The sequence below is a fragment of the Mesorhizobium sp. M1169 genome (assembly GCF_040318345.1).
Taxonomy (GTDB): domain Bacteria; phylum Pseudomonadota; class Alphaproteobacteria; order Rhizobiales; family Rhizobiaceae; genus Mesorhizobium.
Map to the genome: position 1 here is coordinate 194719 of NZ_JAMYME010000003.1, position 12404 is coordinate 207122.

The 12404-nt window shown below is 60.1% G+C and carries 12 protein-coding genes and 3 pseudogenes; 10 read left to right on the plus strand and 5 right to left on the minus strand.

What is annotated here, in order from left to right; translation table 11 throughout:
- Nucleotides 1-12 precede the first annotated feature (12 nt).
- From NKH41_RS04535 to NKH41_RS04545, 3 genes and pseudogenes are all read left to right on the plus strand, one after another.
- Nucleotides 13-2082, plus strand: a complete 2070-nt coding sequence (locus tag NKH41_RS04535) for a N,N-dimethylformamidase beta subunit family domain-containing protein (protein ID WP_352768218.1) — start codon at nt 13-15, stop codon at nt 2080-2082.
- 167 nt (nt 2083-2249) lie between these two features.
- Nucleotides 2250-2333 (plus strand): annotated as a pseudogene (locus tag NKH41_RS04540) (dihydrofolate reductase family protein); the annotation flags it as partial.
- A gap of 281 nt (nt 2334-2614) precedes the next feature.
- Nucleotides 2615-3160: a dihydrofolate reductase family protein gene (locus tag NKH41_RS04545; RefSeq protein ID WP_352768215.1), complete on the plus strand. Its 546-nt coding sequence runs from the start codon at nt 2615-2617 to the stop codon at nt 3158-3160.
- A 731-nt stretch (nt 3161-3891) separates the two neighbouring features.
- Here the strand turns inward: NKH41_RS04545 and NKH41_RS04550 are convergent.
- Nucleotides 3892-4785, minus strand: coding sequence for an NAD(P)/FAD-dependent oxidoreductase (locus NKH41_RS04550; RefSeq protein ID WP_352768214.1), 894 nt, complete (start codon nt 4783-4785; stop codon nt 3892-3894).
- Between the two features lie 43 nt (nt 4786-4828).
- Complete coding sequence (locus tag NKH41_RS04555; RefSeq protein ID WP_352768211.1) at nt 4829-4999, minus strand: hypothetical protein; 171 nt, start codon at nt 4997-4999, stop codon at nt 4829-4831.
- A 73-nt stretch (nt 5000-5072) separates the two neighbouring features.
- Here NKH41_RS04555 and NKH41_RS04560 point away from each other — a divergent pair, with 73 nt between their 5' ends.
- Nucleotides 5073-5723: a TetR/AcrR family transcriptional regulator gene (locus NKH41_RS04560; protein WP_352768209.1), complete on the plus strand. Its 651-nt coding sequence runs from the start codon at nt 5073-5075 to the stop codon at nt 5721-5723.
- A 648-nt stretch (nt 5724-6371) separates the two neighbouring features.
- On the opposite strand, the pseudogene NKH41_RS34120 reads toward NKH41_RS04560, so the two are convergent.
- Nucleotides 6372-6536, minus strand: a pseudogene (locus NKH41_RS34120) (GMP synthase (glutamine-hydrolyzing)); the annotation flags it as partial.
- 96 nt (nt 6537-6632) lie between these two features.
- Nucleotides 6633-7268 carry an NAD(P)H-dependent oxidoreductase gene (locus NKH41_RS04575; RefSeq protein WP_352617777.1) on the minus strand — a complete coding sequence of 212 codons (636 nt, stop codon included), beginning with the start codon at nt 7266-7268 and terminating at the stop codon, nt 6633-6635.
- Here NKH41_RS04575 and NKH41_RS04580 point away from each other — a divergent pair.
- A complete protein-coding gene (locus NKH41_RS04580; protein WP_352768508.1) occupies nt 7194-7403 on the plus strand; it encodes a hypothetical protein in 210 nt (69 codons plus the stop codon). The genes NKH41_RS04575 and NKH41_RS04580 overlap by 75 nt on opposite strands.
- Nucleotides 7404-7727: 324 nt before the next feature.
- Here the strand turns inward: NKH41_RS04580 and NKH41_RS04585 are convergent, their stop codons facing one another.
- Complete coding sequence (locus NKH41_RS04585; RefSeq protein WP_352502130.1) at nt 7728-8624, minus strand: LysR family transcriptional regulator; 897 nt, start codon at nt 8622-8624, stop codon at nt 7728-7730.
- 276 nt (nt 8625-8900) lie between these two features.
- Here NKH41_RS04585 and NKH41_RS04590 point away from each other — a divergent pair, with 276 nt between their 5' ends.
- The 5 genes and pseudogenes from NKH41_RS04590 to NKH41_RS04610 form a co-directional block, all read left to right on the plus strand.
- Entirely contained in the window at nt 8901-9635 is a 735-nt protein-coding gene (locus NKH41_RS04590) for an SDR family NAD(P)-dependent oxidoreductase (RefSeq protein ID WP_352473458.1), read from the plus strand.
- 62 nt (nt 9636-9697) lie between these two features.
- A complete protein-coding gene (locus tag NKH41_RS04595; RefSeq protein ID WP_352502129.1) occupies nt 9698-10297 on the plus strand; it encodes an NADPH-dependent F420 reductase in 600 nt (199 codons plus the stop codon).
- Nucleotides 10298-10300: 3 nt separating this feature from the next.
- Nucleotides 10301-10807 carry an SRPBCC domain-containing protein gene (locus NKH41_RS04600; protein ID WP_352450990.1) on the plus strand — a complete coding sequence of 169 codons (507 nt, stop codon included), beginning with the start codon at nt 10301-10303 and terminating at the stop codon, nt 10805-10807.
- Between the two features lie 34 nt (nt 10808-10841).
- Entirely contained in the window at nt 10842-11654 is an 813-nt protein-coding gene (locus tag NKH41_RS04605; RefSeq protein ID WP_352473461.1) for an SDR family NAD(P)-dependent oxidoreductase, read from the plus strand.
- Between the two features lie 3 nt (nt 11655-11657).
- Nucleotides 11658-11770: pseudogene (locus tag NKH41_RS04610) on the plus strand (alpha/beta fold hydrolase); the annotation flags it as partial.
- Nucleotides 11771-12404 lie beyond the last annotated feature (634 nt).

The following is a 12404-nucleotide window of genomic DNA, read 5'->3' on the forward strand; positions in this document are numbered from 1 at the left end:
GGGAGGGGATAGATGAAGCGCGCAGTAGACCACGACGCGATGAGCGTGGTCGGCTATACCACCCCCTGGAGTGCCAAAGCAGGCCAGCGGATCAACCTCAGCCTGTCATGCGATCGGCCGATAAAGGCCACACGAATTTGCCGGCTCGACAAGCCGGCTCCGGAATTTCTCGCCTGGCCCATCGAAACGATAGGTGAAGCACGGCATCGGCATTTCGACCAGGGGTCGTTCCTGTTCGTGCGAGCCGGCGAACTGGCCAAAGTACAAGCCGTCCACGGCATTCGTTTCGAGCTGTTCCTCACGCGCAACGAAGGTGCGCGCACGATCCTGGAAGCAGGCGCCCTCGGGCTGCGCCTCCGCGACGACGGCGCATTTGTCGTGGAAATCGGTGACGAAACCTTTGTCGAGAAGAAGGCGCCAACTGGTGTGTGGCTCACCGTCGAGTTGGATCTGCGGCAGGATCAATCGCGTCTGCGCATCAAATCCCATGACCGTCTCGCGCCTTACGAACTCCATGAAGGTTTTGGCGGCCCGGCGCGGAACCTCCAGGCGCAAGGCATCCATTTCGGCGCAAGCGCCACCAACCACGAACCTACCCTCAACGCGAAATTTGCTGCGATCCGGCTCGACACCCCACAGGGGACTGTTGCCTGGGATTTCCCGACGCTGTTACCAACGCAGGCGATCCTGACGTCGGGCGGAGCAGATCCGTTGCTCCTCGACGTGATCAATCAGCCAGCCTTCTGCGTGACTTCGGCACGCTGGGACGGATCGAGCTTCGAGCCTCGCTTGGTGCCGTCGCACTACGACGCTATCCATTGCCACGACGACGACATCGGCCCGCTTGAGTGGCCGGTCTCGCACCGCGTGACGATCCCCGAAAACGCACACCCAGGCGTCTACGCGTTCCAGGCCGAATGGGAGGGTGGCTACGAACGCGTGGTGTTCTTCGTCACCTCTTCACAGGTTTCGTCGCCGCTGTTGTATCTCGTGCCGACGGCCACCTATCTCGCTTATGCGGACGAATATCTCCCGGATCATCTTTATGAATGGAAAGGCGACGACCGGGGACATCGCTTCGCGATCGCCAACAATCTGAAATCCCTTTACGACTACCATTCCGACCTTAGCGGTGTTTCCATCTGCTCCTACAAAAAGCCGAAAGTGACGCTCAGGGACGATTACGATTATCCGCTCTGCGGCTGCCCACACAATTTGCCGGTCGATCTGCATTTCCTCCGATTCTGCCACGACAATGGAATCGTGTTTGACGTCATGACCGATCACGATTTGCACGAATGCGGCATAGACGGTTTGCGTCGACATCAAGCCGTCGTCACCGGCAGTCATCCCGAATATATGTCGATCGAGATGGAGCAGGCGCTGCGGCAGTTTGTAGCCGAAGGCGGCAGCATCGCCTATCTCGGCGGAAACGGCTTTGCTGCCACTGTGGCTTTCAAGGACGACCTGATGGAGTTGCGGCGCTCGCCGCTGGAGGCCGGCCGCACCTGGGACGGCCCTGTCGCCGAACAGGCGCTGTCGATCACCAACGAACCAGGCGGCTATCTCCGCTGCCGCGGCCGAGGCGAATTCTCGCTGATCGGCGGTGCAATCTCATTGATGGGTTTCGATGGCGCACGCCCCTTCACGCGCACTGAGGAAAGCCATGAAGCAGGATGCGCATGGCTGTTCGAAGGCGTTGAAAATGCGACCTTCGGCACCGACGGCATGGTGCTGGGCGGTGCCGCGGGCTACGAAGTGGATGCGACGTATCCAGCCCTCGGCACTTCCGCTGACACCGTCGTGATCGCGCGGGCGACGGGATTTCCCGACAGCTTCTTCCAGGATCCGACGCGCTGGTATGAGGGCGGGGATAAGCAACGCATCGCCCGCCGCTGCGCCGAAATGACCCTGCGAAAGCTCGCAGCAGGCGGCTTGATCTTTTCCGCAAGCTCGGTTGCCTGGTGCGGCGCGCTGCCAGCCGCAGGCGCCATGAACGATGTCGGCAGGATCACGCTCAATCTGCTTACCCGCCTCGGTGCGACGAAAGGAGAACCAGGCCGAGAAAAATCGATAAGCTGATTGGCGCCGTTACGGAAAGACCCGTATCCGGTCTTGGGAAATCAAATCAGTCGGCGTGCACCGGCTTCGTCTCACATGCCTCTCGCCACCTGGCGGACGGCAGTTGCCTCAGCCGCAACCAGCCGGCGAAATTGCAGCCCGGTGGTGAAAGTTGGGCGGAGGCCTATGTGGCGAGCGGTGACTTGGCGGAGGAAGTCGCGAAGTTGAAAGCCCAAGAGGGCAAGCCGATCATCGCCCACGGCGGAGTGAGCTTCGCCCGCAGTCTCGTCGCCCAAGGACTGGTCGACCAGCTCGCCCTGATGGTGGCCCCGTGGCGCTGGGCAAAGGCCTGCCGCTGTTCTCCGAACTCGCCGCGCCGATGTCTCTCAAGCTGGTGAGCTCGAAAGCCTTTCCGGGGGCCGCGGTGGCGCAGATTTACCGGCCAACGTGAACAGGTCAGAGAATGTGTGCAGCCAACGAACCGACGAAGTAAGGGCGAGGTATAAATGAATGCGATCCCTTCGGATCGTCGTCGATCGATAGGAGCCTGTGCATGGCGAAGCTTGTGTTCGGAATGATGCAGTCGCTCGACGACTATGTCGCTGGCGCCGAGGGCGGGCCCGGGCTGCCGATGCCGGGCGAGGCGCTCCATCGCCACTTCAACGCCCATGTGCGCGGGATCGCCGGCAGCCTCTACGGCCGGCGCATGTACGAGGTAATGCGCTATTGGGACGAGGGTCAGCCAGGACAGGACCAGGTCGGGCGCGACTTTGCGGCGGCCTGGCGGGCGCAGCCGAAATGGGTCGTCTCTCGCACCCTGAAGTCGGTCGGGCCGAACGCGACGCTGGTGGACGACGATCTCAAAGGGTTCGTTAGGGCGCTTAAAGCCGAACACGAGGGCGAGATCGAAGTCGCCGGACCGGAGCTTGCGGGTAGTCTGACCGAGCTTGGCCTTGTCGATGAGTACCGGCTCTACTTCCGTCACATCGTGCTTGGTCGCGGCAAGCCATTCTTCGCCGGCCCGCGGCCGCCGCTGCGTCTCGTGGCCAGCGACCGGGTTGGCGAGGACGCGATCAGAGTGACGTACGTTCCCGCCTGATCACAACCCACCCGACACCCTAACGTCCGTCGGACCGAATTTGAGCTCATTCCTACTCGATTGTTCCAAATCTAGTTAGGCCATTGATATAGCTAGGTTTTTTATTCGTTGCCGCGCAAGAAGCCGACCCATGGGCCGTCAAAACGTTACAGTCTTGATTTCAAATGGAAAAATAGCACGAAAATTTTTTGTGCGGTTTCGGCATCTATCGAAGTCGATCGCCTTTTCCCGACCCACTTTGGGCAACTCAGGTGGGTTTCACAGCGAACCAAGAAAGTACCGTCACTAACTTTCATAGCACAGCGCGCCACAACGCGACCCGCCGCGGCAGCGTCATCCAAGCGCCATCCCTCTCCGTTTGTAGGTGAACTGGATACCGCTGGCAGTGCAAACTGGACACTCCCGGCAGCATAAACTGGACACCTCAAGACCCACCCGCTCCGAGGACGCGACAGCACGGTTCAAGGTGCAATGTCGCGCCCTCCACTTGCTGAACTTCTTCCCGGAGGGGGCCGGGGGAGGTTGAATAACCTGTGGAAAGCCTGTGGGTCTTTTTGAGACCGTTTGCGGACCGGCCTGAGCCTAGGAATCGTTTTGCTCAACTGCCCCTTCGAGACGGCTGACCGGCCAAAGACGTCCCTCAGGGGAGAGGGGCCCCGCGTTCCGTGGCACCGGCCCGCAACCTTCAGAATATGATAGCCCGCGGCAACCGGAGAAGGGAATCTGTGCTCTCAAACCAGCATCGACTGCTGGGCGGAGATACCCGCCGTCGCGCCATGCGATGTTGCCAGGGTGACCGAGGCCATGAGGGGGTTGGCGAGGTCGCCGGCGGCGTAGATGCCGGGAATGCTAGTTTCGCGGCGCTCGTCGACCTTGAGGGCGATGCCGAGGGGCGTATCGACCGTGGCGAGGCCCAGTGATTCATGCAGGCTTGCGGACGGCTTGTTGCGCGGATGCGCGAACAGGATGTCGACCGCGACATTGCGGCCGGTATCGAGATTGACGGTGGCGATATGGCCCCCGTGATGGGCGATCTCGGTGATCCGGCCATCAACGACAGGTATGTTGCGGCGCGCCAGATCGGCCCGGATATCGGGTGGAATGTCGTGACCATCGGCGAAGAGCGTCAACGTGTCGGTCCAATCGTGGTACAGCCTGACATAATTGTGCGACTGCGGGCCGGACCAGACGAGGCCCCAATGCTGGCCGGCGGCTTCAAAGCCGTCGCAATAGGGGCAGGGTACGATGGACGTGCCCCAGCCTTCGGCAAAGCCCGGAACATCAGGCATCTGGTCGGCGACGCCATAGCTCAGGATCAGGCGCCGCGCCCCAAGGCTTTCGCCATCGCCAGTGAGGACGGAGAAATCGTCGATGGCGCCGGAGACGCTGTCGGCCCGGGCACTGACCAGCCTGATCGTGGGATAACGCGCCAGCTGCTGCCGCGCCTCGGCCAGGATGTCCAGCGGTGGCTTGTGATCGTGACCGAGCAGGCCATGCGAGTGGCCGGCGAAGCGATTGCGCGGCAGGCCGGTATCGAGAACGGTGACCTTGCGGCGGGCACGGCCGAGCTGCAGGGCGCCGGCGAGACCGGCAAAGCTGCCGCCGATGATGATGACGTCATCCATGGTGATAAGCTCCGTGTTGTCGATGGAGGGGGTTGGGCTAGGCCTAGCGCGAAATATCGTCCAGCGATACGCGCTCGAGACGGGCAGCGAGCAGGGCTTCGGCATCGACGAGAAAGTCGCCCATCACTGTGTTGACCGGCCGGACAATGCCGCATTCGATATCGCCGGGCGCCCCGGGAAACTTGATTTGGAGGACAGGTTGAAACCTACCCATTGGCTTGCACATTTCAGATACTACATGGTATCGTAATGCAAGAATTAGGATACTGTCAAGTACTGGAATTGTCGTGACTGTAAACAGCCAGGGCCGGCGCGGCCGGCCCGCCAACGAGGCGCTTGGCCAAACGATAGTCGACGCCGCGTGCGAACTCTTTGTGGAATTGGGTTTTCAAGCGACGACATTGGACAAGGTCGCCCAGCGGGCGAAGATATCCAAGCTCAGCATCTATCGGCACTTCGAGAACAAGGAGGCGCTGTTCAGCGCGGCCATCGCGGCCGGCTGCCATCAGTTGTTTGCACCACAGGCCCTTCTTGAAGGCGTCGACGGTTCGGCCGAAGATCAGCTCATGGCGGTGGGATCATGCCTGCTTCGCACGCTGTTGAGCTCGGACGTCCGCAGTGTCGAAGCCATGATCATGGCCGACAAGACGAATCAAAAGTCGTTAAGCAAGCTCCATTACGAAGCCGGCCCCGCCCATGTCATCGCCCAAATCGAGGCGCTGTTGCGTCACTTGCACGCGAAGGCGGCTCTGAACGTGCCCGATCCTCTCCGGTCCGCCCGCTTGTTTGCCGCGCTTTTCAAAGGATCCGATCTCCTGATTATCGCACGCTTCGATGAGGCGAGAGCAGAGGACGACAACGAAATCGAATCCTATTGCCGGTCGGCCGTCGCCATGTTCATCGCCGCGCACGGTGGCAACGACCACGCGGGCGGATAAGCATTTGATTGCTCCGGGCAGCTTGGCCGGGACCGTCGTCCAGGCGCTTCGTCATATTGGGCCGGCGCGCGCGGCCGAGCTTGCACAGATCGCGGCACCTCATCTTTCTCCCAACGACAAAAGACGCTCGCATCTACCGCGGTCCAAGCTCCCGCCTGGATGCGGTCGACGCTTCTCTCCATCGCAGATCCGGCAGCAGTCGGGACAACATTTGATAGGTGATGCGACGGTGCCATCCGACGATATGCTATCGGGTCCGGAACATCGATCGGTACCGCAGCCAAAGCTGAAACTATGTATGTCGATAACTAAAGTACCGTCAGCGCAGAAATGTCATGCTACGGGCAATTTTCGTTATATTTCAAAGCGTTGACGCACAGAAAAGTACCGTCAAATCCCAAAAACGAATGACGGTACTTTTTAGAATGCTCTGTCGGATATGAAAAGTACCGTCAAAAGTACCGTCAGAGTGATCTGCTACAAGCTGCGAGCCGCGCCAGGCGCTCCGATAAACTTGACGATTTCAATGATTTGATAGGTTTGACAATTCCATTGATAATGTGCCCTGGCTAGCAGTCTTCTCTGCCCGCAAATCATTGTATTTTCTGCGAAATTCTACGCTAGAGCCGCCTATCATCGCCGTTTCCCTCACTCCCACTCGATTGTGCCTGGCGGTTTGCTCGTCACGTCATAGACGACGCGGTTGATGCCGCGCACCTCGTTGATGATGCCGGTGGCGGCTGCGCCCAGGAATGCCATGTCGTGACGGTAGATATCCGCGGTGCTGCCATCTACCGATGGTGATGCGCGTACATACCGATAAGGGCAGCGGTCACGAGCCGCGCTGTCCCCACGGGCATTGCTCTACGTGCGCCCTTCAAGGAAAAGGAGCATTGTGACGAGGCTTAGCTATAGACGCTGTAGCATTGATCTAATGCGATTTATCGCAGCATCGACGCCTTGCCTAGGCAGACTTTCAACCTTGTAAAATGAAAGGAACGTAAGCGAGGCTTGAGGAGCACAGGTATTCAGAATAGCTGTCTTGAGAACACGCCGCATTGGCCGCCTGAGGATCAGCCAATCGACCCACCAAGGTGAGCCCAAAGTTGTTATTGCAACCACCTTCCTTAACTGGTGAAGTCGCGGTTGTATGGCACCAAGATCGGCTGCGTGATCGTATGCAATACCAGGCACCCATACCCTGTCGAACCAGCCCTTCAATATAGCTGGAGGTCCGAACCACCACGTGGGAAAAATCAAGACGATAGTCTCGGCCCAGAGAAGATCCTCAATCTCTTTAGCTACCTCTGTGGTCTCGAATCCGGAATAGTAGCTCGCACGCTCCGCCGGTGTAAGAGCCGGGAAGAAGCCAGATCGATACAGATCAACATGTCGGCACTGGTGCTTCGCATCCACCAGGGTGTCGATAGCTGCGTTCGAAAGCGTTTGGCAAAGGCTTGGATTGAGTGGATGAGCCGTGACAATCAAACATCGCATACTAATATTTTGAATCCTCCCCAATTTGGTTGCGCTGCGCGTCATCATTCGTGCGGCGCGGTGCTCGGGCAAAGCTTCTCATACCAATCATGGGATTTCGAAATAGCTGTACGCGCCACAGTCTTCAAAGAGCAATTGTTTTTCAACGCCGAGAATGGCCCTTCTCGTCGCCTTGAGGACTAGAGGCCACCATGCAAGGACAATCGCCTACATCTGCCGGGGTATTATCGCTTCCGCCACTCTGCTCTCGGCAGCTCGCTAAGACTCCCCCTCATTCCCACTCGATGGTTCATAGCTATGGTAACTCGCTGATTTGGCTATCGCAAATCCTTTGCGCATGACGAAGAACCCTCTTGCGATCCGTCAGAAATTTGCGCTCTTGATTTCAAACACCAATTTCGACGGTCCACGATTTGCTCGTTTTGGCGACTATCGGTATCAATGGGTCGATTTCTTTCTGACGGCCGCCGACCGCTCGAGACAGCGCCATCGGCGACCTGCCAGGCGTCAGTCGCGCGATATGGACAGCCCCGCGAGAAGCGGCGCGTACGCGGCGAGCCTGCGGGATACGAACTCCGTGAAGAGCCGTACGCGCTTCGTCTTGCGTGTCTCCCCCTGTGTGAGAAGCCAGAGCGTTCCGTACATGTGCAGGTCGGTGCCCGGCACCCTCGCCAGCAGGGGGTCGGCATCGCCGACGAAGCAGGGCAGTGTCGTGATCCCGAGCCCTTGCCGTACAGCAACGATCTGCGCCTCGGCGTCCGTGGTCCTGAAGGGAACCGCCGTGGTGCGAACCTCACCCTCGCTGGCCCATTCCGGAATTCCATGAATGCTTATGACGATCCACCGGATGGGATCAGGTGCGCCCGCACGCCACGCGGCTAGTCGATCGCAGGACATATAGACGCCGCCGAACAGCTCCGGTCCCTTCAGGCCGTGAAGATTGAGCGGCAGGGTTTTGCGGTCGTAGACGACGCGGATCGCGACGTCGGCCTCTCGGTTGGTCAGATTTGCCAGCTCGCCGGACGACAAGATTTCCATCTCGATGTCCGGATGCAGACGCGCGAAGTCGGCGAAGTCCGGCATGAGCAGGTGTGTCGCGAGGGGCGGTGCCAGCGTCACCCGCAGAAGCCCGCGCACGCTCTGGTCGCGCCCGAAGACGCGCGTCTCCAGCAGGTGCGACGACACTTCCATCTGGTCCGCGAACTCGAGGACCTCCTCGCCCGCAGTCGTCAGGCGGTAGCCCGAAGGCAGCTTTTCGAACATGTGCACCCCGAGGCGTTCCTCGAGCTGGGCGACACGTCGCAGCACGGTCGAGTGGTTCACACCGAGGCGCTCGGCGGCGGCACGCACCGAGCCTCCGCGCGCGACGGCAAGAAAGTAGCGAACGTCATCCCAGTCGATCATGGTGCAATCCGGCACCGCGCGGTGCGCCTTCCAAAGCCCGTATCTAACACATCGAACAGCAGTACGGGCGGTCATCATAGCCTATGTCGACGCGCGCGGCTCAATTCCGAACGGCGGACGCCAATCGTCGCGGCCGGCGTCAGTCGTCCAGCCGGATCGATTTCGCACCACCGATGTGCGCGCTTCCGCACTCAACAACTGACGCCGGCGGACCCATTTCGAGGTTCTCGGGGGTGTCCCCGCACAACCAAAGGCGAAGGCCTGGAAGGATAAGTCATGGGAAAGCTTGAAGGGAAGGTTGCAGTCATCACCGGCGGCGCTACCGGCATCGGCCGCGCCGCAGCAAAGCGCTTCATCGAGGAGGGCGCCTTCGTTTTCATCTTCGGCCGTCGGCAGGAAGCGCTCGACGCCGCTGTGGCCGACCTCGGGCCCAATGCCCGCGCGGTGAAGGGCTCGGTCTCCGATCTGACCGACCTCGACCGACTTTACGCTGCGGTGAAGGCCGAGCGTGGAACCCTCGACATCGTCTTTGCCAATGCCGGGGCGGGAAGCCAGCTTCGGCTCGGCGAGATCACCGCCGAGCACATTGACGAAACCTTCGACACCAATGTGAAGGGTACGATCTTCACGATCCAGAAGGCGCTGCCGCTGATGAGCGAGGGCGGTTCGATAATCCTGACCGGATCGAGCGCTGGCACCACGGGCGCCCCGGGGATGAGCGCCTACAGCGCGAGCAAGGCGGCAGTGCGCAACCTCGCGCGGACCTGGGCGGAGGACCTAAAGGGCACCGGCATCCGGGTAAACGTGCTGTCGCCCGGGGCCACTGCGACCGAGCTAGCGAAGGAAGCACTAGGCGAGGAGGGCCAGAAGGTCTTCGCCTCGATGACTCCGCTCCAGCGCATGGCCGATCCGGCGGAGATCGGGGCGGCGGCGGCCTTTCTCGCGTCGTCGGACAGCAGCTTCATGACTGCCAGCGAGGTCGCCGTTGACGGCGGTCTTGCGCAACTCTGACGCGCTAACCCAGCGCCGTTGAAGGCCGGGGAAATCAATACCAACACGGATCGGAGAAGATCATGAGCTACGCAATTGTAGGATTCGGTAAGATAGGCCAGGCCCTCGCCCACGCCTTCGCCCGTAAAAACATCGACGTGGCCGTCGCGAGCCGCCGACCGCCCGAGGCGTTGGCGCCGCAGGCTCGGGCGATTGGACCCACGGTAGTCGCCAAGTCGCTGCGGGATGCACTCGAGGCCGACACAATCATCTTGGCAGTCCCGTTCGGGGAGCATCGCGAGGTTGCGAAGGCTCTGCCGAGCTGGGAAGGCAAGACAGTCATCGACGCGATGAACGCGTTTCCAGTGCCTGAAGAGCTGGACGGTCTCCCGTCCTCCGCCTTCGTCGCGAAGGCGTTCACCGGCGCCAAGCTCGTCAAAGGGTTCAATCATCTGGGTGCGGCCACTCTGGCTGCCGATCCGATCGTCCAGGGCGGGCACCGTGTCGTCTTTCTGTCGAGCGACGACGAGGACGCGACCGCTCCCGTGGCGGCCTTGGCCAAACAACTCGGGTTCGCACCCGTCAAGCTGGGAAAGCTCAACGAGGGTGGCGCGCTGGTGCACGCGCGCGGCCGCACTTGGGGCCAGCTCATCTTCCAGGATTTGTTCAAGAAGGAGCAGTAATCGATGTACGACCATGTGACTTGGCCCGAGCGATATGATCCGAAAACGTCGGCCATCTACGCACTCAACGACATTGACGTGAAGGCGCCGCCTGAAGCGGTCTGGAAGCTGCTCGTCGAAGCCGAGAATTGGTCGAGCTACTTTCCCGCCGAGGATCAGGTCAAGATTCTGACGGGGGAGCCGGAACTGGCGCTCGGAACGCGATACAGCCGTGTGACGGTTGGATTTCCGATGAGTCTGGTCGTGACGGAATGCGAGCCCCTTCGCAGGCTCGCATGGGCGACGACAGTTGATGGCGACGAGACCGGCTCAAGCGCATACCATGGCTGGGTCATCACGCCTACGGACCATGGCTGCCATGTGCTGACCGAGGAAACGCAGCAGGGCCCCTTCTTCCTCGATGAACTCGGGCGCAAACATCCCGGCGCACTCTATCGGTATCACCAAGACTGGGTCGAAAGCCTCGCCCACGCAGCGGAGGCGGAAACAGCGAAGACGACAGTGGATTGATTGCGCTTCCTGTTTAATTTTGGAGATGAATGAGATGAATATCGAACTCAAAGGCCGCAAGGCCATTGTTACCGGATCCACCGCCGGTATCGGCCGCGCGACGGCGGAGGGGTTGGCACGTGCCGGTGCATCGGTCGTCGTCAACGGCCGTGGAAACGCTCGGGTCGATGAGGCGGTGCGGCAGATGCGGCAGGCCTTCCCCGGCAGCGACATCTCGGGTATCGCCGCTGATCTTGCGACAGCGGAGGGGGCAAAGGCCTTGATCGCGCATGCGCCTGACGCCGATATCCTTGTGAACAACGTCGGTACAGCACACATCCGGAGCTACAACGGCGTCGAGGATATCGCAAATATCCCCGATGAGGACTGGCTTGACCTCTTCCAGTTGAACGTAATGAGTGGCGTGCGCGCGAGCCGTCATTACCTGCCGCGGATGGTGGCGAAAGGCTGGGGCCGCATCGTGTTCATAAGTAGCGAATCCGCAGTCAACATCCCTAAGGAAATGCTCGACTATGGCATGACCAAGACCGCTCAACTCGCGGTCTCACGCGGGCTTGCCGAGGCGGTCGCGGGCACGGGCGTCACCGTCAACGCCGTCCTGCCGGGACCTACCCGCTCTGAGATCCTGGGCAACTTCATGGCGAAACAGGCTGACGCAAATGGAATCACGCAGCACGAAGCCGAGCAGGGCTTCCTGCAGGCGATGCGTCCGACGAGCCTCATCCACCGCTTCGCGACCACCGATGAGGTGGCCAACATGATCATCTACACATGCTCGGAGCAGGCTTCGGCGACCACCGGCGCGGCTTTGCGGGTGGATGGTGGCGTGGTCCGCTTCGTCGCGTAGCAGGACGACCAAATTGTTCCGTTCGCCAACTCGGGTCCGCTGTCGGCCAAGCTGCTGAAGCATGGCACGCTTAAGTCTACAGGGATCTGGCGCATGGCATGCGCACGGTCCACGCATTGCGGGAGCACTCTGAAACTATGCGAGGCACGAGAACGTATTCAGCTACGGCGCCGTCCCCGCTGTGCTCGGCGGCTGTGTGCTCGTCTCGTTGGTCCCGCCCCGGGGCTTAGACCATGATACAAATCCACGGAACATAATGTCTATTGTCCGAGGAATTGATCGGCGCTCCGATCCCAATCCAAAGCATGTGCTGTGAACGGCGCGGTGGATCGATCCCTTTGAGCATCTCTACACATAATCGAAGGTCTATCGCCGACCTGCAAAACGGCTGCTTGTTCTTGCAGAATCGCCCGCGAACTATCGCCTCCTATCGTTGACCAACAATTTCCGAATATATCCGACAGTACTCCAACCTACTCTACCGCACGCCCCCTCACTCCCACTCGATTGTTCGGACGGACCATAAGCATCTGATTTCGCTCGAAATTTCTCAGTTTAGATGACAATAAGCCGACATGGGGGCTGTCAAAAATCTACGCTGTTGATTTTAAACAGATTTTTCACTGAATATTTTTCGCATGGTTTCGGCATCTATCGAGGTCGATTGCCTCTGAGAGCCGATTTTTAGCGGCTGGGAGCCGCTCCGCTAACAGCGGAAAAGTACCGTCATGTCTCTTATAGCAAGGTTTC